Here is a 19,405-nt window from a genome sequence, read left to right on the forward strand (position 1 = left end):
CCGGGGTGCGCCGCGACTCAAATCGGATCGGCGCAATGCCGGCCATGCGCAACGGGAACGGTTGACGCGATGACGGCGGCAGTGACCTTTCCCGGACACACCCCGACGGGGTCATGGGATCTTCCTGATCGTCTGAACATGGCGAGGCAGTGCCTGTCCGGGCCGGAAGATCGCCTGGCGATCATCGACCTGACCGGACCTGCGCGCCGCGACATCACCCAATCGGACCTGTCGCGAATGACGGACGGGTTGGCACGCCGGCTTGCGCGCGACGTGGCGCCGGAGGACCGTGTCGGGGTGCTGCTCAGCCAGTCTCCCTGGTGCGCCGCCGCCCACCTGGCGATCTGGAAGATCGGCGCGATCTCGGTGCCGCTGTTCAAGCTCTTCCAGCAAGACGCGCTGCGCAGCCGGACGCGGGACGCTGGGGTCCGGTATGTCCTGACCGACTCCGAAGGCGCGGACCTGCTCGGCTCCATGGCCGAGGTTCTCCTGGCGGACCGGGTCGGAGAGGACGGTGCTCCGGTCGCCTTTGCCGATACCGGCCCCGAAGATCCGGCGGTTCTGATCTATACAAGCGGCACCACCGGGGCGCCCAAGGGGGCCCTGCACGCGCATCGGGTTCTGACCGGCCACCTGCCCGGTGTGTCGGTCAGCCACGACCATCTGGGACAGCCGGGCGATTGTCTCTGGACCCCGGCGGACTGGGCCTGGATCGGCGGGCTGTTCGACGTTCTGATGCCGGGCCTTGCGCTTGGCGTGCCGGTCGTCGCGGCGCGGCTTCACAAATTTTCGCCCGAAGGCTGCGCCGACGTCATCTCGATGGGGCAGGTCCGCAACGTGTTCTTTCCGCCCACGGCGCTGCGCATGCTGAAGGCGGCGGAAACCCGGATCGGCGGCCTGCGATCCATCGCGTCCGGCGGAGAGCCGCTGGGGGCGGAGATGCTGGCCTGGGGACGCTCTGCCTTTGGTCTTGAAATCAACGAATTCTACGGTCAGACGGAATGCAACATGGTGGTGTCTTCCTGTGGCGCGGATTTTCCTGCGCGACCGGGCTGCATCGGCAGGCCGGTGCCGGGGCATGAGGTCGCGGTGCTGGACCGGGGCGGCAATCCGACGGAAACCGAAGGCGACGTGGCCGTGCGACGGGGATCCGCCAGCATGATGCTGCGCTACTGGAACCGGCCGGAGGCAACCGCGGAAAAGTTCCGCGGCGACTGGTTGCTGACCGGCGACCGGGGCGTCTGGGAAGAGGGCTATCTGCATTTCGTCGGGCGCGAGGATGACGTGATCACCAGCGCCGGATACCGGATCGGACCGGCGGAAATCGAAGACTGTCTCCTGACCCACCCGGCGGTGGCGACCGTCGGTGTCGTCGGCAAGCCGGACCCGCTGCGCACCGAAATCGTCAAGGCCTACGTGGTTCTGCGACCCGGACAGGATGTCCGGGCGGAAGATCTCCAGGATTTCGTTAAAAAACGACTGGCAACATATTCATTTCCAAGGGAAATAACCTTTCTGGATACCCTGCCGATGACGGTCACGGGCAAGGTGATCCGCAAGGAACTCAAACGCCGCGCGGCGGCGGAACAGGAGGCTGAACAGTGAAGCTCGTATCAGGCGCGATCCCGTCCTCGGACGTGTACAGACAAAACCACGCCGCGCATCTGGAGGCACTCGAAACGATCCGTGCCGCGGCGGAAGCGGCCCGGTTGGGAGGCGGCGAAAAATCCCGTGCCCGGCACGAAGACCGCGGCAAGATGCTGCCGCGCCGCCGGGTGGCGAACCTGCTCGACCCCGGCAGCCCGTTTCTGGAAATCGGCGCGACCGCGGCCCATGGCATGTATGACGATGCCGCGCCCTGCGCCGGCGTCATCGCCGGGATCGGCCGGGTGCACGGGCAGGAGGTGATGGTCGTCTGCAACGACGCCACCGTGAAGGGCGGCACCTACTACCCGATGACGGTCAAGAAACATCTGCGCGCCCAGGAAATCGCCGAGGAATGCAACCTGCCCTGCATCTATCTCGTCGACAGCGGCGGCGCCAACCTCCCGAACCAGGACGAGGTGTTCCCGGATCGCGACCATTTCGGGCGCATCTTCTACAATCAGGCCCGGATGAGCGCCAAGGGCATTCCGCAGATCGCCGTCGTCATGGGGTCCTGCACCGCCGGCGGCGCCTATGTTCCGGCGATGTCCGATGTCACCATCATCGTGCGCGAACAGGGCACGATCTTTCTCGCCGGTCCGCCGCTGGTAAAAGCGGCGACGGGCGAAGTCGTGACGGCGGAGGATCTGGGCGGCGGCGACGTGCACACCCGCCTGTCGGGTGTCGCCGACTATCTTGCCGAAGACGATGCGCATGCCCTCGCGCTGGCCCGCCGCGCGGTGGAATCGCTGAACCGGCGCAGGTCGGAGAGTGTCCAGTGGCAGGCGTCCGAGGAACCGGCCTATGATCCCGACGAACTGCTCGGCGTCGTGCCTGCCGACCTGCGCACGCCCTATGACATCCGCGAAGTGATCGCGCGCCTCGTCGACGCCAGCCGGTTCGACGAATTCAAGCCGCGCTTCGGCGAGACGCTGGTGACCGGCTTTGCCCATGTCAAAGGCTGCCCGGTCGGCATCATCGCGAACAATGGCGTGCTGTTCTCCGAGGCGGCGCAGAAGGGGGCGCATTTCGTCGAACTGTGTAGCCAGCGCAGGATCCCGCTGGTCTTCCTTCAGAACATCACCGGCTTCATGGTGGGACGCAAATATGAGAACGAAGGCATCGCGCGCCACGGGGCGAAGATGGTGACGGCGGTGGCCAGCACCAATGTCCCAAAGATCACCATGCTGGTCGGCGGCTCCTTCGGCGCCGGAAACTACGGCATGGCGGGTCGCGCCTACCAGCCACGCTTCCTGTGGACCTGGCCCAATTCCCGCATCTCGGTGATGGGCGGTGAACAGGCCGCCGGGGTGCTCGCCACGGTCAAGCGCGACGCCATCGAACGGGCCGGCGGCAGTTGGTCCTACGAGGAAGAATCCGAATTCAAGCGCCCGACCATCGAGATGTTCCAGGAACAGTCGCATCCCCTCTATGCCAGCGCCCGGCTTTGGGATGATGGCGTCATCGATCCGCGCAAATCCCGCGAGGTGCTGGCGCTGAGCCTGTCCGCCGCGCTGAACGCCCCGATCGAAGACACCCGCTTCGGTGTATTCCGGATGTGATCTTCCGCTTGCTGAAAAAACTCTCGGGGGTCCGGGGGCAGACAGCCCCCGGTCCGACCCCAAGCCACAAGGACGAAACCAATGTTCGACACGATCCTGATCGCCAATCGCGGTGAAATCGCCTGCCGGGTCATGGAGACCGCCCAGAAGATGGGCGTGCGCTGCGTCGCGGTCTACTCGGATGCCGACGCGGGCGCCAAGCATGTCCAAATGGCGGACGAGGCCGTCCGGATCGGCGGCCCGGCCCCGGCGGACAGCTACCTGCGCCAGGATGCCATCATCGAGGCCGCCCGAAAGACCGGTGCTCAGGCGGTCCACCCCGGCTACGGGTTCCTGTCGGAGAACCCGGACTTCGTCGATCTGCTGCAGGCCTCGGGGCTGACCTTCATCGGCCCGACCGCGGATGCGATCCGCGCCATGGGACTCAAGGACGCGGCAAAGGCGCTGATGGAAAAGGCCGGGGTGCCGGTCGTGCCGGGTTATCACGGCGAAAACCAGGATCCGGAACATCTGGCGGGCGCGGCGGACACGATCGGCTACCCGGTACTGATCAAGGCCGTCGCCGGGGGCGGGGGCAAGGGCATGCGCCTGGTGGAGCGCCCGTCCGATTTCGCCGAGGCCTTGGAAAGCGCTCGGAGCGAGGCGCGCACGGCCTTCGGGAACGACGCTGTTCTGGTGGAGAAGTTCATCAGCAAACCGCGCCATATAGAGATCCAGGTCTTCGGCGACGGCCGCCATGCAGTGCATCTGTTCGAACGGGACTGCTCGCTGCAACGCCGCCACCAGAAGGTGATCGAGGAAGCCCCGGCGCCGGGCATGACGGAGGAAATGCGCGCCGCGATGGGGCAGGCGGGCGTGCGCGCCGCGGAAGCGATCGGCTACAGCGGGGCGGGAACGGTCGAATTCATCGTCGACGCCAGCGAGGGGCTGCGCCCGGACCGTTTCTGGTTCATGGAAATGAACACCCGCCTGCAGGTCGAACATCCGGTGACGGAGGCGATCACCGGGATCGATCTGGTCGAATGGCAACTGCGGGTGGCCTCCGGCGAAGCTCTGCCCTGCGCGCAGCAGGAACTGGCCATTTCCGGTCATGCCTTCGAGGCCCGGCTTTATGCCGAAGACGTGCCAAAGGGGTTCCTGCCGGCGACCGGCACGCTCACGCATCTGTCCTTCCCGCAGGGATGCCGCGCCGACAGCGGCGTTCGGGCGGGCGACGCGATTTCGCCCTGGTATGATCCGATGATATCGAAGGTCATCGTGCACGGGCCGACCCGTTCCGTGGCCCTGTCGCGGCTCGACCGGGCGCTCTCGGGCACCCAGGTTGCCGGAACCGTGACGAACCTGGCCTTTCTGGGCGCCCTGGCGCGGCATGATGGCTTTGCCGCCGGAGACGTGGATACCGGCCTGATCGGCCGCGATCTCGACAAGCTGGTGACTCCGGCCGAGCCGGCCCCGCGGATCAAGGTGGCGGCGGGCATGGCGGCGCTGAATGTGATCGAAACCGGTTGGGACAGCGGATTCACGCTCTGGCAGCCGCTGGTGCGCGGGGTGTCGCTGGCCTGGCAGGGTGCGCCTTTCGAACTGAACCTGCGCGCGGAAGGGCCGGACCGGCAGCGCTGGACTGTCGACGGGTCCGAGGTCCTGGCGGAACGGGTCGCCGGCGTCTGGCAGGTGGAAGGGCTCGCCCTACCTGAAATCGCCGTTGCGGGCAGCACCGTCACCGTGTTTGATGATTATGGGCTGGCCTTTGATATCGTCGACCCTCTGGCGCGGGCCGCCGGTGCGACGGGCGACGGCAACCTGATCGAAGCGCCGATGCCCGGCCTTGTGAAGGCGGTGCTCGCCCGCCCCGGACAGGAGGTGGCGCAGGGCGACCGGCTCGCGGTGCTGGAGGCCATGAAGATGGAACATGCGCTGCTGGCGGCGCGCGATGGCGTGGTGGCCGAAGTCCTGGTCAGCGATGGCGAGCAGGTCGAGGCCGGGTCGGCGCTGGTCCGGCTGGAACCATTGGACGACTGAGGCGGAAGCGCAACGGCGGGAAACGAACGAACGGGAAACGGGATTGGAACAGGTGGGATGAGCGGACAGGTCGAGATTTTTGAAGTGGGGCCACGCGATGGCCTGCAGAACGAGAAACGCGAAATCCCGGTGGCGGAAAAGATCGCGCTGGTGGATTGCCTCAGCCGGGCGGGGTTCTCGCGGATCGAAGTCGCCAGTTTCGTCTCGCCGAAATGGGTGCCGCAGATGGCCGGAAGTGCCGAGGTTCTTGCCGGGATCGCGCGAAAGCCGGGCGTGCGTTATGCCGCCCTGACCCCGAACATGCGCGGCTATGACGATGCGCGCGCGGCCGGGGCGGATGAAATCGCGATCTTCGCGTCCGCCAGCGAAGGGTTTTCCAAGGCCAATATCAACGCGACGATCGCCGAATCGATCGAACGGTTCAAGCCGATCCTGAAGGCGGCCCGCCATATCGACCTGCCGGTTCGGGGCTATATTTCCTGTGTGACCGATTGCCCCTTCGACGGGCCGACGCCACCCGAACAGGTCGCCGAACTGGCCGACATTCTGTTTTCGCAGGGATGCTATGAAATTTCCCTGGGCGACACGATTGGCCGCGCAACGCCGGACAAGATCGCGCGGATGCTGATGGCGGTCCGCAACCGGGTGCCGGTCGGGAGGCTCGCGGGCCACTACCACGACACTGCGGGCCATGCCATCGCCAACATAGATGCGTCCCTGTCGCTTGGCGTGCGGGTTTTCGATGCCGCCGTGGGGGGGCTCGGCGGTTGCCCCTATGCTCCAGGTGCGAGCGGCAACGTGGCGACCGAACGCGTCGCCGCGCATCTGGAACGCCTCGGCTATGATACCGGCCTTGATCTGGACGTTCTGAACGAAGCGGCGGCGATGGCCAAGGCGATGCGGGTGGCGGCATGACGTATCAGACGATTTCGCTTTCCACCGATCCGCGCGGCGTCGCGGTGCTGACCCTGGCACGGGCTGACAAGCACAACGCCATGTCGGCTCTCATGATCGACGAATTGACCCGCGCGGCGGCGGAACTGGGGGCCGACGGAACTGTCCGCGCGGTGGTTCTGACCGGCGAGGGAAAATCCTTCTGCGCCGGTGGCGACCTGTCCTGGATGCAGGCCCAGATGGCGGCCGATGCGGACACCCGGTTCCGCGAGGCGCGCAAGCTGGCCGAGATGCTGGATGCCTTGAACCGCCTGCCCAAACCTCTGGTCGGCGCGGTGCAGGGCAATGCCTTCGGCGGCGGTTTGGGGCTGATCAGCGTCTGCGACGTCGCGATCGGCGCGGACCACGCGAAACTGGGGCTGACCGAAACCCGGCTGGGTCTGATCCCGGCCACGATCGGCCCCTATGTGGTGGCCCGGATGGGCGAAGCGCGCGCCCGCCGGGTGTTCATGTCGGCCCGCATCTTCGACGCGCCCGAAGCGGTCGAACTGGGCCTGCTGGCGCGGATCGTCGCGGCGGACGCGCTCGATGCCGCCGTTGAACGTGAAGTCGTTCCCTACCTGTCCTGTGCGCCGGGGGCGGTGGCGTCGGCCAAGCAACTGGTGCGTGACCTGGGGCCGCGCATCGATGCCGAAACCATCGACCACACGATCCGCGCCCTGGTCGACCGCTGGGAAACCGACGAAGCGGCGGAAGGCATCGGCGCGTTCTTTGACAAGCGCAAGGCGGCCTGGATGCCGTGACCGCCAGGCTGCCGGCCGGGCATCGGACAAGCGGGCTTGCCTATCCGAGACGCGTGCAGGTTTCCCGCCAGAGCCGGGTGACGATCCGGGCGGCCGGTTCCGCCAAGGCCTGGGCTGCGGATTGCCCGGCCCAGGCCTGCATGGAATCGATCCGGCCGGTTCTGGCCGCGTCCGCGCGCATAGGCGCGGTCAGCGCGCGCTGCACCGGGTAGGGCGCTGGGGCAGGGGCGCCATCGGCGGCCACCGTATAGGCGTTGCGGATCGCCCGGCCCAGCCGGCCGGAAAAGGCCTCGGTCGCGATCGTGTCTTCCGGGGCGGTGCGGCCGAGCGCGTCCGCCCAGACCGGATTCGTTCCGGCTTCGGGGGCGCGCAGGAACCCCGTGCCGATCTGCACGCCAGACGCGCCCAGCAGCAGCGCGGCGGCGATGGCCCGTGCGTCCGCTATGCCGCCGGTGGCGACGACGGGCAGCCGAACCGCATCGACCACCGCGGGCAGCAGGGCGAAAAGACCGACCATCGCAGACCGTGCGTCCGACGCGTTGAACGCCCCGCGATGGCCGCCGGCCTCCATTCCTTGTGCCACGATCACATCTGCGCCCGCCGCTTCGGCGGCGCGGGCTTCGGCGACGGTCGTCACCGTGGCGAACCAAAGAATGCCCCGCTCCTTGAGCCGGGCGACGAATTCGGGCGGATAAAGACCCATGATCGATGAGACCGCCCGTGGCGAGGCGTCCAGCATGGCCTGGCACTGCGCCGCGAAATCGAGCATCGGCGCGTCGGCAGCGTCGTCCGGCACGTCAGGACCCCATTGACCCAGGAACTCGCGTAGCTCGGCTTCGCGGGCCGGGTCGCGCGCCGGCTCGGGGTCGGGAATCCACAGGTTCATCTGGAAGCCGCCGTTGGAACTGCGGCGCATCTCGCTGGCCCAGCCGGCAATCTGCTCGGGCGACAGCAGAAGCGCGCCGCAGGCGCCGAATCCGCCGCCAGCGGCGACTGCGGCAGACAGGGACGGCGGGCAGGCGCCCGCCATGGGGGCCAGCAGGATCGGAGCCTCGATGCCGAGAAAGCCGGCGAAATCAAGTGCGCGGTCCAGGTCCGATTGCATGGGAAGTTCCTTCATGTTGCCGATCCGGTCACGGATCATGGGGTCATGCTCCGTGATCTGCGTCAAGTGGGGCCGCGCATCGGTGCAGCGCGAGACTGCGGCGATTCAGCCGTGCGATGGCGGCTTCCCTCGGTTGACCCTCTGGGTTGGCAAGAGTAGACAATCCCCTAGTCGACACGTCGTTTGCCGGCGCACCCCGTCGTGCGCGCCGGATCTGATGAAGGAGCCACTCGTGGAAGAGATGTTGCGGGAGTATCTCCCGATCCTGGTGTTTCTGGCCGTAGCGATCGGCCTGGGGCTTGTCCTGATCCTTGCCGCGGTCGTTCTGGCGGTCCGCAATCCGGATCCCGAAAAGGTCAGCGCCTATGAATGCGGCTTCAACGCGTTCGACGATGCGCGGATGAAATTCGACGTCCGGTTCTACCTGGTGTCGATCCTTTTCATCATCTTCGATCTGGAAATCGCGATGCTGTTCCCCTGGGCCGTGGCGTTCAAGGACGTGAGCATGGTCGGGTTCTGGTCGATGATGGTCTTCCTGGCCGTGCTGACCATCGGCTTTGCCTATGAATGGAAAAAGGGAGCCCTGGAATGGGAGTAGCTGTTGCAGGCGGCGACAAGGAAGTCGCCACCCAGGCGCTCAACGCCGAACTTCAGGACAAGGGGTTCCTGCTGACGTCGACCGAGGACATCATCAACTGGGCCCGCACCGGGTCCTTGCACTGGATGACTTTCGGACTCGCCTGCTGCGCCGTCGAGATGATGCACACCTCGATGCCGCGCTATGACGCCGAACGCTTCGGCATCGCGCCGCGCGCCAGCCCGCGCCAGTCCGACCTGATGATCGTCGCCGGCACCCTGACCAACAAGATGGCGCCGGCCCTGCGCAAGGTCTACGACCAGATGCCCGAACCCCGCTATGTGCTCAGCATGGGCAGCTGCGCGAATGGCGGTGGGTATTATCACTACAGCTATTCCGTTGTGCGCGGCTGCGACCGGATCGTGCCCGTCGACATCTATGTGCCCGGCTGCCCGCCGACGGCCGAGGCGCTGCTCTACGGGCTGCTGCAACTTCAACGCAAGATCCGCCGCACGGGGACGATCGTACGATGACCGAAGCTCTCACCGAACTGGGCCCCCATATCGAAATGAAGCGTCCGGATTGCGTGCTGTCCTGGGACGTGGCGCACGGAGAGCTCAACGTCGACGTGACCCCGGCCAATATCGTCGGTTTCGTCGAGTTTCTGAAAACCGATGGAAGCTGCCGGTTCTCGACGCTGGTGGACATCACCGCGGTCGACTACCCGGAGCGGGCCAAGCGGTTCGACGTGGTCTATCATTTCCTGTCGATGTATCAGAACCAGCGCATCCGGCTGCGCGTGAGCGTGCGCGAAGAGGACATGGTGCCGTCGATCATCTCGGTGCATCCCAGCGCCAACTGGTTCGAACGCGAAGTCTTCGACATGTTCGGCATCCTGTTTTCCGGCCACCCGGACCTGCGCCGCATCCTGACCGACTACGGGTTCCGCGGGCATCCGCTGCGCAAGGATTTCCCGACCACCGGCTATACCGAGGTCCGCTATGACGAGGCAGAGAAACGCGTCGTCTACGAACCGGTTTCACTGGTGCAGGAATACCGGCAGTTCGACTTCATGAGCCCCTGGGAAGGCGCCGAGTACATCCTGCCCGGCGACGAAAAGCAGGAGGCGAAGTGATGGAAGGCATCATCTGGCTGGTCGCCACGGCGCTTGTCATCATCCCGATGCTGAAGCTGCTGCCGCATTTCGGCATCAACAAGTATTGGGCGGCCGCCTGCATCATTCCGCTCGGGGTTCTCGTATTGCTATGGGTCATGGCGATGAAACTTCAGGAGCTTGAGAAACGATGATGGACGGCGACATTCGCATCAACACCTATGACGACGGCTCCACCGACGCCCTGACGGGCGAACAGAAGATCCGCAACTTCAACATCAACTTCGGCCCCCAGCACCCGGCGGCGCATGGCGTGCTGCGGCTGGTGCTGGAACTGGACGGCGAGATCGTCGAACGCTGCGACCCGCATATCGGCCTGCTGCACCGTGGCACCGAAAAGCTGATGGAAAGCCGCACCTACCTGCAGAACCTGCCCTATTTCGACCGGCTGGATTACGTGGCGCCGATGAACCAGGAACATGCCTGGTGTCTCGCCATCGAAAAGCTGACCGGGGTGCAGGTGCCGCGCCGCGCCAGCCTGATCCGGGTTCTCTATTCCGAAATCGGCCGCATCCTGAACCACCTCTTGAACATCACCACGCAGGCGATGGACGTGGGCGCCCTGACCCCGCCGCTCTGGGGGTTCGAGGAACGCGAGAAGCTGATGATCTTCTACGAACGGGCCTGCGGCGCGCGCCTGCACGCGGCCTATTTCCGGCCCGGCGGTGTGCACCAGGATCTGCCGGACGATCTGATCGACGACATCGAGACCTGGAGCCGCGATTTCCCGCGCGTGATGGCGGATATCGACGGGCTCCTGACCGAGAACCGCATCTTCAAGCAGCGCAACGCCGATATCGGCATCGTGACCGAGGACGACATCCTGAACTACGGCTTCTCGGGTGTCATGGTGCGCGGCTCGGGCCTAGCCTGGGACTTGCGGCGCAGCCAGCCCTACGAATGCTACGACGAGTTCGACTTCCAGATCCCGATCGGAAAGAACGGCGACTGCTATGACCGCTACCTCGTGCGGATGGAGGAAATGCGCCAGTCGCTGTCGATCATCCAGCAGGCGATCGTCAAGCTGCGCGAACCCGAAGGCCAGGGCGACGTGCTGGCCCGCGGCAAGATCACGCCGCCTTCGCGGTCCGACATGAAAACGTCGATGGAAAGCCTGATTCACCATTTCAAGCTCTACACCGAAGGGTTCCACGTGCCCGCAGGCGAAGTCTACGCCGCCGTGGAGGCGCCCAAGGGAGAATTCGGCGTCTATCTGGTGGCGGATGGCACCAACAAGCCCTACCGCAGCAAGATCCGCGCGCCGGGGTTCCTGCATCTTCAGGCGATGGATCACGTGGCGGGCGGGCATCAGTTGGCCGACGTCGCGGCGATCATCGGCACCATGGACGTGGTGTTCGGAGAGATCGACCGATGATCGCCGGACCCCGCCTTCCTCTTGCTTCAAATACTCCCGCCGGAGGCTCCGACGCCTGCGGCGCATACCGAAAGACGATCTGATGCTCCGCCGTCTGCACCACGAACAGCCTGATTCCTTCGCCTTCACCCCAGACAATCTCGCCTGGGCCGAAGGCCAGATCAGCAAATATCCCGAAGGCCGGCAGGCCAGCGCGATCATCCCGCTCCTCTGGCGGGCGCAGGAACAGGAAGGCTGGCTGACCCGTCCGGCCATCGAACATGTCGCGGACATGCTCGGCATGGCCTATATCCGCGCGCTCGAAGTGGCGTCTTTCTATTTCATGTTCCAGTTGCAGCCGGTTGGCAGCGTGGCGCATATCCAGATCTGCGGCACCACCTCCTGCATGATCTGCGGGGCCGAGGACCTGATGGCGGTTTGCAAGGACAAGATCGCCGCCAGGCCGCACGACCTGTCGGCGGACGGCAAGTTCAGCTGGGAAGAGGTCGAATGCCTGGGGTCCTGCGCCAATGCGCCGATGGCGCAGATCGGCAAGGACTATTACGAAGACCTTACCGCGGCGCGGCTGGGCGAGATCATCGACGAACTGGCGGCGGGCAAGGTCCCGACTCCGGGGCCGCAGAACGGACGCTACGCTTCGGAACCCCTGAACGGGCTGACCAGTCTCAAGGAATACGACAGTGGGCGGACGCAGTATAACGCCAGCGTTCAGCTGGCGGTGGACATCGGCGATACGGTCAAGCGGATCGACGGGACCGAGGTGCCGCTGTTGACCCCGTGGCGCGACAATGCAGCGAACACGACGACGAAACCGGCGGCGAGGCCGGACTCCGCGTCAGAGCCGAAACCGGCGGCGCAAGTCCCTGTCGACGGGACCGGCGTGACGAAACAGGAAGCACAAGAGCAATCCAAGGCCAGGCCGGTGTCGAAACGGCATCCGGTCGTGCAGCCCGGAACGATCCGGCCGTCCGCCGAACTGCCGGGGCAGGCTGAACTGGCCGCGCGCAAGGGGCAATGGACATACCAGCCCGGCGCGAAGCCGGCGGTCGCCGCGACACAGGAAACCGATGCTGAAGAGGGGCGGAAACCGCGGCTTCTGAAAGCGGCCAGAGACGGCAAGCCGGACGATCTGAAACTGATCAAGGGCGTCGGACCCAAGCTTGAATCCGTGCTGCACGATGTCGGGATTTTCCATTTCGACCAGATCGCGGCCTGGACGGCGGACGAAGTCGTCTGGGCCGACCAGAACCTGGTCGGGTTCAAGGGGCGGGTCAGCCGGGACAATTGGGTTGAACAGGCCAGGACACTGGCCGAAGGCGGGGAAACCGAATTCTCGGCCCGCGTCAAGGATGGAGACGTCTACTGATACTGCACCGGATTTGATGAAAGAGGTTCGCCATGACCGCCACCGAGACTTCAAACACCTGTAACAAGATTTGCTGGGCGCTGAGCGTCCTGGCCGGCCTTGCGCTGTTCTTTGTCCTTCAGGGCAGCGTGTCGGTGGTGTTCGCCTTGGTGATCGGTGTGGTTGTGGCCATCGCCGGGGGCATTCTGCTGCGCAAGGTCTTCTGTGTCGCGAAGGCTGGCGCGCAAGCCGGTGCCAAGCGGGAAGAACCCCGCCGGGACGCGCCGGTTCCGCAGGCATCGTCCGGTGTCAAACCGGATGCTCCGGTGGCGCCAGCGGCCAGCCCGGCCCAACAGGCCGCGATTCCTCTGGTCAAATCTTCGCAACTGCCGGGTGAAACGGAACTTTCCGCCCGCAAGGGCACCTGGATCTATGGCGATGCATCGCCATCCGGTCCCGCCCGCATGACATCCGCCCGCGATACGGGGGCGGACGATCTGAAGCTGATCAAGGGGGTCGGGCCGAAGCTGGAAAGCGCGCTCAATGCGATGGGGTTCTTCCATTTCGACCAGATCGCGGGATGGTCGCAGTCCGACGTGGACTGGATGGATGACAACCTCGAAGGCTTCAAGGGCCGGGTGTCGCGCGACGACTGGGTGGCGCAGGCGAAGATCCTCGCCGCCGGCGGCGAAACGGAGTTCTCCAGACGCAGCGGTCAGACGGGCTGAGAGGGCGAAACGACTGTCATGGGCATCGAGCAGGACAGGATCATCGCCCGAAAGGGGCGGCACGTGGCCATCGTGATCGCGGCGGCCATGATCCTGTGGCTCGGTGCGAACTGGATCGGTCAGGAGATGGGCTTGCCGGGGCGTTATGCCCTGCTGTTCGATCTGGCCGCGCTGGCCGCGCTGATCTATGCGATGGTCAATATCTATCAAATCTGGCGGGTGCGTCAGAACAAGCAAGGGTAGTCTCAGATGCTGAAAGACCAGGATCGGATCTTTACCAACCTCTACGGGATGCATGACCGCACGCTGGCCGGGGCCAGGGCGCGCGGGCATTGGGACGGTACCGCCGGGCTGATCCAGAAGGGGCGCGACTGGATCGTGCAGCAGATGAAGGACAGCGGGCTGCGCGGACGCGGCGGCGCGGGCTTTCCCACCGGGCTGAAATGGTCCTTCATGCCCAAGGAAAGCGACGGCCGGCCCAGCTATCTCGTGGTGAACGCCGATGAATCCGAACCCGGCACCTGCAAGGACCGCGAGATCATGCGCCACGATCCGCACACGCTGATCGAAGGCTGCCTGATCGCGTCCTTCGCGATGAACGCGAACGCCTGCTACATCTACATCCGCGGCGAATACATCCGCGAGAGGGAAGCATTGCAGGCGGCCATCGACGAAGCCTATGACGCGGGGTTGCTTGGCAAGAACGCCGCCGGGTCCGGCTGGGATTTCGATCTTTTCCTGCATCACGGCGCGGGCGCCTATATCTGCGGCGAGGAAACCGCGCTGCTGGAAAGCCTCGAAGGCAAGAAAGGTATGCCGCGGATGAAGCCGCCATTCCCCGCCGGAGCGGGGCTCTATGGCTGCCCGACCACGGTGAACAATGTCGAATCCATCGCCGTGGTGCCGACGATCCTGCGCCGGGGGCCGGAATGGTTTTCTTCCTTCGGACGGCCCAACAACGCGGGCACCAAGCTTTTCGCGGTTTCGGGACATGTGAACAATCCCTGTGTCGTCGAAGAAGCGATGAGCATCAGTTTCGAGGAACTGATCGAACGGCATTGCGGCGGCATCCGGGGTGGTTGGGACAACCTGAAGGCGGTCATTCCGGGCGGTTCGTCGGTGCCGCTGCTGCCCGGCAAGATCATGAAGGACGAATGCATCATGGATTTCGACTGGCTGCGCGAACAGCGGTCGGGGCTGGGCACGGCGGCTGTCATCGTGATGGACAATTCCACCGATGTGATCAAGGCGATCTGGCGGCTGAGCAAATTCTACAAGCATGAAAGCTGCGGCCAGTGTACCCCCTGCCGCGAAGGCACCGGCTGGATGATGCGGGTCATGGACCGCCTTGTGACCGGCGATGCGGAACCCGAAGAGATCGACATGCTTCTGGACGTGACCAAGCAGGTCGAGGGGCACACCATCTGCGCGCTTGGCGACGCCGCCGCCTGGCCGATCCAGGGCCTGATCCGGCATTTCCGCGACGAGATCGAGGACCGGATCAAGCACAAGCGCACAGGCCGCGTCAGCGCGGTGGCGGCGGAATAATGCGTCTTCCGGTCCTTGCAACGCCGGCCCTGGCGGCCATGGCAGGGTGCGCGGTGTCCGATCCTGGCGATCCGCGCGCGCAAAGCCTGCTGAGCCTGCCGGGACCGCAGCATTTCGCCGAACGCAATGTCGCGCGGGATCTGACGGACCGCTGTTCCGGGTTCGGTTATGACAGCGCCATGGCGGATGCGTTGAGCGAGGCGCGTCTGGCTGCCGGGGCCACGGCCGGATCGACCCGGAGCAGCGATGTGGATCTCGAAACAGAGGTGAAGCAGCGGTCTCTCGCGGCGTATTACGGGCAGTCGAGCTTTGACGCGCTGGATGCCTGCGCGCCGCCGACGGAGGATAGCGGCCATCGCACGCTGGAATCGAGGACCGGATGATCAAACAGCTCAACTTCGCCGCCTTGAGGTCCGGCAGGCTCGCGGCTCTGGCCGTTCTGGCAACCCTGGCCGCCTGCTCGGGCAAGAATGCGAACGAGATCGCCTTTGACGGAATCCTGTTCAAGACCAGGACCGCCGCGGTCGACAAGAAAGTCTCGCGGGCCGATTTCACCGCGACCATCTATGCGGCCTCGGCCAGCCTGGACGGGGCGCGCGAAGCGGCGCGGTATGAAGGCACCAAGTATTGCGTCACGAATTATGGCACGTCGGATATCGATTGGATGGTCGGACCGGACAGCGATCCGGCGCGATTGACGCTGGTGGACAACAACATCACCTTCCGCGGACGGTGCGATCCATGACCGGCGCGAAACCCATCTCTGTCGCGAATGCGCTGAAAACGGTTCTGCCGGTCGTTCTGGCCTGCGCCATGAGTCCGGCCACGGCGGCCCAGGCCAAGCCGCATCTGCGCGATGTGGCAGAGATCGAAAATATCCTGTTCGCAGCCGCCATTGCCCATGAGGTCAGCGAAAAATGCGCGTCGATTTCAGCGCGGCGAATGAAAGCGATCGGCATGGCCTGGCAGTTGCGGTCGCGCGCGAACGATCTCGGATATTCGGATGACGAGATCCGGGCCTATGTGGAATCCGATGCCGAGAAATCCCGGATGCGGGCCAAGGGCGAGGCGTTTCTGAAACAGAACGGCGTGTCCTATTCCGATCCCGAAACCTTCTGCGCGTTCGGACGGGCGGAAATAGCGAAATCCAGCGCGATCGGCGCGCTTCTGAAGGCGAGATAGAGAATGTCTGACTTGCGCAAGATCAACATTGACGGAACCGAGATCGAGGTTGACGGGGCGATGACCCTGATCCAGGCCTGCGAGATCGCAGGAGTCGAAATTCCGCGGTTCTGCTATCACGAACGGCTGTCCATCGCCGGCAACTGCCGCATGTGCCTGGTCGAAGTCGTTGGCGGTCCGCCGAAGCCCGCCGCCAGCTGCGCCATGCAGGTCAAGGACCTGCGTCCCGGACCGGAAGGACAGGCGCCGCAGGTCAAGACCAACAGCCCGATGGTCAAGAAGGCCCGCGAAGGGGTGATGGAGTTCCTGCTGATCAACCATCCGCTGGATTGCCCGATCTGCGATCAGGGCGGCGAATGCGACCTGCAGGACCAGGCGATGGCCTATGGCGTCGATTTCAGCCGCTACCGCGAACCGAAACGGGCAACCGAGGATCTGGATCTGGGTCCGTTGGTCGAAACCCACATGACCCGCTGCATTTCCTGCACCCGCTGCGTGCGCTTCACCACCGAGGTCGCCGGGATCACCCAGATGGGCCAGACCGGGCGCGGCGAGGATGCGGAGATCACCTCCTATCTGGGCGAGACGCTGGACAGCAACATGCAGGGCAACATCATCGACCTGTGCCCGGTCGGGGCGCTGGTCTCCAAACCCTATGCCTTTACCGCGCGGCCCTGGGAACTGACCAAGACCGAAAGCATCGACGTGATGGACGCGCTCGGCTCCAACATCCGGGTCGACACCAAGGGGCGCGAGGTCATGCGATTCCTGCCGCGCAACCACGACGGCGTGAACGAGGAATGGATTTCCGACAAGACGCGGTTCGTCTGGGACGGGCTGCGCCGCCAGCGGCTCGACCAACCCTATGTGCGCGAGAATGGCAAGCTGCGTCCGGCGACCTGGCCCGAGGCGCTTGGCAAAGCCGCCGAGGCGCTCAAGGGGGCGAAGAAGCCGGTCGGGCTGGTCGGTGATCTGGTCCCGGTCGAGGCCGCCTTTGCCCTGAAGCAGATGATCGAAGCACGGGGCGGGGTCGTGGAATGCCGCACCGACGGGGCCAAGCTGCCGGCGGGCAACCGGGGGGGCTATGTCGGAACGGCAACCATAGAAGATATTGATTCGGCGGAAAGAATTCTTCTGATCGGAACCAATCCCCGCGTCGAATCGCCGGTCCTGAACGCGAGGATTCGCAAGGCGTGGTCCAATGGGGCCGACGTTGCGCTGGTCGGGCAGGCCGTCGATCTGACTTTTGACTATGCGCATGTGGGCGACGATCGAGCAGCACTTCAACAGGTCGTGGACATGGGCGGGGACGACGAGATCCGCAACCGGGCCTCGATGGTCATTGTCGGGCAGGGTGCCTTGCAGGAAGCCGACGGGGCGGCCGTTCTGGCCGCGGCCCAGGCCATCGCCGAGGCGACGCAAAGCGGTCTGCTGGTCCTGCACACGGCAGCCGGACGGGTCGGCGCGATGGATGCGGGCGCGACCTGCGACGCCGGCATGGAGGCGGTCGACGACGCCGACGTGATCTACAACCTCGGGGCGGACGAGATCGACATCGCCGCCGGCGCCTTCGTGATCTACCAGGGCAGCCACGGCGACCGTGGGGCGCATCGGGCCGACGTGATTCTGCCGGGTGCTGCCTATACCGAAGAACCCGGTCTGTTCGTGAACACGGAAGGGCGTCCGCAGATGGCCTTGCGGGCCGGGTTCGCGCCGGGCCAGGCCAAGGAGAACTGGGCGATCCTGCGGGCATTGAGCGCTGAAACCGGGGCTCCGCTGCCCTACGATTCCCTTGCCCAGTTGCGCATGGCGCTGGTGACGGAAGTGCCGCACCTGGCGCAGATCGACGTGGTGCCGGAAAACGCGGTCCAGCCCCTGGATGCGGCGCCCTTGGGCAAGGCCACGTTCCGGCTGGCGATCACGGATTTCTACCTGACCAATCCGATCGCGCGGGCCAGCGCCTTGATGGCAGAGCTTTCGGCGAAGGCGCGCGCCCGCGGCGACCGCAAGATCGCCGCGGAATGATCCGGACGGCGCTCATATCGCCGCTTGTCCAGGTGGCCTGCGCGGCACGGCAGTCCGGGGAATCGGTCTTTGCGCCCGCCTCCAAGGGGGCCGGGTCCAGCCTTCTGGACGACGATCTCGTGCAGGCTGGTGTTGCGATGGCAGGGGCGCGGTCGAATGACGATGCAACCGATTATGCCGACTGCGTCGTGGCGCAGCATGCGCTTGGCCGGGGCTTTGGCTTTGCGCGGCATTTGCGCACAAATGTGAATGAAAAGGGTGGCGTGTGGAGGGCAGATGCTGTTTACACCATCTCGCCATCACTGCCGCGCGGACTGGAAACCATCGACGCCAAGGTCATGGTCGCCGGCTGCGTTGAAAACGGAATACCCACGGTGTGAGGACTTATGGCTGACTTCTTTTCCACTCCGGGCGGCATCGCTGTGCTGATACTGGCGCAAGTGCTTGCTGTCGTTGCCTTTGTCATGATCTCGCTCTTGTTCCTTGTCTATGGCGACCGCAAGATCTGGGCCGCGGTGCAGATGCGGCGGGGGCCCAATGTCGTGGGCGTCTACGGTATCCTGCAATCGGTGGCCGACGCCCTGAAATACGTTGTCAAGGAAGTCGTCATTCCGGCCGGGGCCGACCGCACCGTGTTCATGCTGGCGCCGCTGACCAGCTTTGTGCTGGCGATGGTCGCCTGGGCAGTGATCCCGTTCAACGACGGCTGGGTTCTGAGCGACATCAACGTCGCGATCCTCTATGTCTTCGCCGTGTCCTCGCTCGAGGTCTATGGCGTGATCATGGGCGGCTGGGCCAGCAACTCCAAATATCCTTTTCTGGGCAGCCTGCGCTCCGCGGCGCAGATGATTTCCTACGAGGTCTCCATCGGCCTGATCATCATCGGCGTCATCATCTCGACCGGCAGCATGAACTTCGGCGATATCGTGCGGGCGCAGGATGGCGATTTCGGTTTCTTCAGCTGGTATTGGCTGCCGCATTTCCCGATGGTGTTCCTGTTCTTCATCTCGGCCCTGGCCGAAACCAACCGTCCGCCGTTCGACCTGCCCGAAGCGGAAAGCGAACTGGTGGCGGGCTATCAGGTGGAATATTCCGCGACGCCCTTCCTGCTGTTCATGGCCGGTGAATACATCGCCATCTTCCTGATGTGCGCGCTGACCAGCCTGTTGTTCTTCGGCGGCTGGCTGTCGCCGATCCCCGGTCTGCCGGACGGCGTTCTCTGGATGGTGGGCAAGATGGCCTTCTTCTTCTTCATCTTTGCGATGGTGAAGGCGATCACGCCGCGCTACCGCTATGACCAGCTGATGCGCCTGGGCTGGAAGGTGTTTCTGCCGTTCAGCCTGGTCTGGGTGGTCTTTGTCTCTTTCGCTGCAAAATTCGACTGGTTCTGGGGCGCTTTCGCGCGCTGGACGACGGGGGGCTGA

General features: G+C 64.9%; 21 protein-coding genes. 20 read left to right on the forward strand and 1 reads right to left on the reverse strand.

Going from position 1 to position 19,405, the window contains the following annotated elements; translation table 11 throughout:
• The first annotated feature begins 69 nt into the window (after window positions 1-69).
• From QO034_RS04515 to QO034_RS04535, 5 genes are all read left to right on the forward strand, one after another.
• Complete coding sequence (locus QO034_RS04515) at window positions 70-1,605, forward strand: AMP-binding protein (RefSeq protein ID WP_284484314.1); 1,536 nt, start codon at window positions 70-72, stop codon at window positions 1,603-1,605.
• Window positions 1,602-3,206, forward strand: coding sequence for a carboxyl transferase domain-containing protein (locus tag QO034_RS04520; RefSeq protein ID WP_284484315.1), 1,605 nt, complete (start codon window positions 1,602-1,604; stop codon window positions 3,204-3,206). The genes QO034_RS04515 and QO034_RS04520 overlap by 4 nt, the downstream gene beginning before the upstream one ends.
• A gap of 81 nt (window positions 3,207-3,287) precedes the next feature.
• Window positions 3,288-5,225, forward strand: coding sequence for an acetyl-CoA carboxylase biotin carboxylase subunit (locus QO034_RS04525; RefSeq protein ID WP_284484316.1), 1,938 nt, complete (start codon window positions 3,288-3,290; stop codon window positions 5,223-5,225).
• Between the two features lie 57 nt (window positions 5,226-5,282).
• The gene (locus tag QO034_RS04530) at window positions 5,283-6,140 is read left to right on the forward strand and encodes a hydroxymethylglutaryl-CoA lyase (protein ID WP_284484317.1); all 858 of its coding nucleotides are present in this window, start codon (window positions 5,283-5,285) and stop codon (window positions 6,138-6,140) included.
• Window positions 6,137-6,922, forward strand: coding sequence for a crotonase/enoyl-CoA hydratase family protein (locus tag QO034_RS04535; protein WP_284484318.1), 786 nt, complete (start codon window positions 6,137-6,139; stop codon window positions 6,920-6,922). The genes QO034_RS04530 and QO034_RS04535 overlap by 4 nt, the downstream gene beginning before the upstream one ends.
• A 40-nt stretch (window positions 6,923-6,962) precedes the next feature.
• On the opposite strand, the gene QO034_RS04540 is transcribed toward QO034_RS04535, so the two are convergent.
• The gene (locus tag QO034_RS04540) at window positions 6,963-8,066 is read right to left on the reverse strand and encodes an NAD(P)H-dependent flavin oxidoreductase (RefSeq protein ID WP_284484319.1); all 1,104 of its coding nucleotides are present in this window, start codon (window positions 8,064-8,066) and stop codon (window positions 6,963-6,965) included.
• A 193-nt stretch (window positions 8,067-8,259) separates the two neighbouring features.
• Between QO034_RS04540 and QO034_RS04545 the strand changes: the two genes are divergently transcribed.
• The 15 genes from QO034_RS04545 (at window position 8,260) to nuoH (ending at window position 19,405) form a co-directional block, all read left to right on the forward strand.
• Window positions 8,260-8,625 (forward strand): NADH-quinone oxidoreductase subunit A, encoded by a 366-nt coding sequence (locus QO034_RS04545; protein ID WP_284484492.1) that lies wholly within the window; start codon window positions 8,260-8,262, stop codon window positions 8,623-8,625.
• Window positions 8,616-9,137 (forward strand): NuoB/complex I 20 kDa subunit family protein, encoded by a 522-nt coding sequence (locus tag QO034_RS04550; protein ID WP_284484320.1) that lies wholly within the window; start codon window positions 8,616-8,618, stop codon window positions 9,135-9,137. Before QO034_RS04545 ends, QO034_RS04550 begins: the two co-directional genes overlap by 10 nt.
• Window positions 9,134-9,739 carry an NADH-quinone oxidoreductase subunit C gene (locus QO034_RS04555; protein ID WP_284484321.1) on the forward strand — a complete coding sequence of 202 codons (606 nt, stop codon included), beginning with the start codon at window positions 9,134-9,136 and terminating at the stop codon, window positions 9,737-9,739. The genes QO034_RS04550 and QO034_RS04555 overlap by 4 nt, the downstream gene beginning before the upstream one ends.
• Window positions 9,739-9,912 (forward strand): hypothetical protein, encoded by a 174-nt coding sequence (locus QO034_RS04560; RefSeq protein ID WP_284484322.1) that lies wholly within the window; start codon window positions 9,739-9,741, stop codon window positions 9,910-9,912. Before QO034_RS04555 ends, QO034_RS04560 begins: the two co-directional genes overlap by 1 nt.
• Window positions 9,909-11,153: an NADH-quinone oxidoreductase subunit D gene (locus QO034_RS04565; RefSeq protein WP_284484323.1), complete on the forward strand. Its 1,245-nt coding sequence runs from the start codon at window positions 9,909-9,911 to the stop codon at window positions 11,151-11,153. Before QO034_RS04560 ends, QO034_RS04565 begins: the two co-directional genes overlap by 4 nt.
• Before the next feature lie 82 nt (window positions 11,154-11,235).
• Window positions 11,236-12,519, forward strand: coding sequence for an NADH-quinone oxidoreductase subunit E (locus tag QO034_RS04570; RefSeq protein ID WP_284484324.1), 1,284 nt, complete (start codon window positions 11,236-11,238; stop codon window positions 12,517-12,519).
• Between the two features lie 32 nt (window positions 12,520-12,551).
• Complete coding sequence (locus QO034_RS04575) at window positions 12,552-13,226, forward strand: hypothetical protein (RefSeq protein ID WP_284484325.1); 675 nt, start codon at window positions 12,552-12,554, stop codon at window positions 13,224-13,226.
• Window positions 13,227-13,244: 18 nt separating this feature from the next.
• Window positions 13,245-13,469, forward strand: coding sequence for a DUF5337 domain-containing protein (locus QO034_RS04580; RefSeq protein WP_284484326.1), 225 nt, complete (start codon window positions 13,245-13,247; stop codon window positions 13,467-13,469).
• A 6-nt stretch (window positions 13,470-13,475) separates the two neighbouring features.
• Window positions 13,476-14,774, forward strand: coding sequence for an NADH-quinone oxidoreductase subunit NuoF (gene nuoF / locus QO034_RS04585; protein ID WP_284484327.1), 1,299 nt, complete (start codon window positions 13,476-13,478; stop codon window positions 14,772-14,774).
• Complete coding sequence (locus QO034_RS04590) at window positions 14,774-15,157, forward strand: hypothetical protein (RefSeq protein ID WP_284484328.1); 384 nt, start codon at window positions 14,774-14,776, stop codon at window positions 15,155-15,157. The genes nuoF and QO034_RS04590 overlap by 1 nt, the downstream gene beginning before the upstream one ends.
• A complete protein-coding gene (locus QO034_RS04595) occupies window positions 15,154-15,519 on the forward strand; it encodes a hypothetical protein (protein ID WP_284484329.1) in 366 nt (121 codons plus the stop codon). Before QO034_RS04590 ends, QO034_RS04595 begins: the two co-directional genes overlap by 4 nt.
• Before the next feature lie 68 nt (window positions 15,520-15,587).
• Window positions 15,588-15,956, forward strand: a complete 369-nt coding sequence (locus QO034_RS04600) for a DUF5333 domain-containing protein (RefSeq protein ID WP_284484493.1) — start codon at window positions 15,588-15,590, stop codon at window positions 15,954-15,956.
• 3 nt (window positions 15,957-15,959) lie between these two features.
• On the forward strand, window positions 15,960-17,981 hold the full coding sequence (nuoG, locus tag QO034_RS04605; protein ID WP_284484330.1) for an NADH-quinone oxidoreductase subunit NuoG: 2,022 nt from the start codon (window positions 15,960-15,962) through the stop codon (window positions 17,979-17,981).
• Entirely contained in the window at window positions 17,978-18,361 is a 384-nt protein-coding gene (locus QO034_RS04610; protein ID WP_284484331.1) for a hypothetical protein, read from the forward strand. Before nuoG ends, QO034_RS04610 begins: the two co-directional genes overlap by 4 nt.
• 6 nt (window positions 18,362-18,367) lie before the next feature.
• Window positions 18,368-19,405, forward strand: coding sequence for an NADH-quinone oxidoreductase subunit NuoH (gene nuoH / locus QO034_RS04615; protein ID WP_284484332.1), 1,038 nt, complete (start codon window positions 18,368-18,370; stop codon window positions 19,403-19,405).

The sequence above is a fragment of the Sedimentitalea xiamensis genome, from assembly GCF_030164465.1.
GTDB classification, from domain to species: domain Bacteria; phylum Pseudomonadota; class Alphaproteobacteria; order Rhodobacterales; family Rhodobacteraceae; genus Sedimentitalea; species Sedimentitalea xiamensis.

Coding starts and splice junctions, on each gene's coding strand:
- QO034_RS04590 (WP_284484328.1), top strand. CDS start 14,774: ATGCGTCTTCCGGTCCTTGCAACGCCGGCCCTGGCGGCCATGGCAGGG.
- QO034_RS04595 (WP_284484329.1), top strand. CDS start 15,154: ATGATCAAACAGCTCAACTTCGCCGCCTTGAGGTCCGGCAGGCTCGCG.
- QO034_RS04570 (WP_284484324.1), top strand. CDS start 11,236: ATGCTCCGCCGTCTGCACCACGAACAGCCTGATTCCTTCGCCTTCACC.
- QO034_RS04600 (WP_284484493.1), top strand. CDS start 15,588: ATGAGTCCGGCCACGGCGGCCCAGGCCAAGCCGCATCTGCGCGATGTG.
- QO034_RS04525 (WP_284484316.1), top strand. CDS start 3,288: ATGTTCGACACGATCCTGATCGCCAATCGCGGTGAAATCGCCTGCCGG.
- QO034_RS04550 (WP_284484320.1), top strand. CDS start 8,616: ATGGGAGTAGCTGTTGCAGGCGGCGACAAGGAAGTCGCCACCCAGGCG.
- QO034_RS04560 (WP_284484322.1), top strand. CDS start 9,739: ATGGAAGGCATCATCTGGCTGGTCGCCACGGCGCTTGTCATCATCCCG.
- QO034_RS04575 (WP_284484325.1), top strand. CDS start 12,552: ATGACCGCCACCGAGACTTCAAACACCTGTAACAAGATTTGCTGGGCG.
- QO034_RS04580 (WP_284484326.1), top strand. CDS start 13,245: ATGGGCATCGAGCAGGACAGGATCATCGCCCGAAAGGGGCGGCACGTG.
- nuoF (WP_284484327.1), top strand. CDS start 13,476: ATGCTGAAAGACCAGGATCGGATCTTTACCAACCTCTACGGGATGCAT.
- QO034_RS04535 (WP_284484318.1), top strand. CDS start 6,137: ATGACGTATCAGACGATTTCGCTTTCCACCGATCCGCGCGGCGTCGCG.
- nuoH (WP_284484332.1), top strand. CDS start 18,368: ATGGCTGACTTCTTTTCCACTCCGGGCGGCATCGCTGTGCTGATACTG.
- QO034_RS04515 (WP_284484314.1), top strand. CDS start 70: ATGACGGCGGCAGTGACCTTTCCCGGACACACCCCGACGGGGTCATGG.
- QO034_RS04565 (WP_284484323.1), top strand. CDS start 9,909: ATGATGGACGGCGACATTCGCATCAACACCTATGACGACGGCTCCACC.
- QO034_RS04540 (WP_284484319.1), bottom strand. CDS start 8,066: ATGATCCGTGACCGGATCGGCAACATGAAGGAACTTCCCATGCAATCG.
- QO034_RS04610 (WP_284484331.1), top strand. CDS start 17,978: ATGATCCGGACGGCGCTCATATCGCCGCTTGTCCAGGTGGCCTGCGCG.
- QO034_RS04530 (WP_284484317.1), top strand. CDS start 5,283: ATGAGCGGACAGGTCGAGATTTTTGAAGTGGGGCCACGCGATGGCCTG.
- nuoG (WP_284484330.1), top strand. CDS start 15,960: ATGTCTGACTTGCGCAAGATCAACATTGACGGAACCGAGATCGAGGTT.
- QO034_RS04555 (WP_284484321.1), top strand. CDS start 9,134: ATGACCGAAGCTCTCACCGAACTGGGCCCCCATATCGAAATGAAGCGT.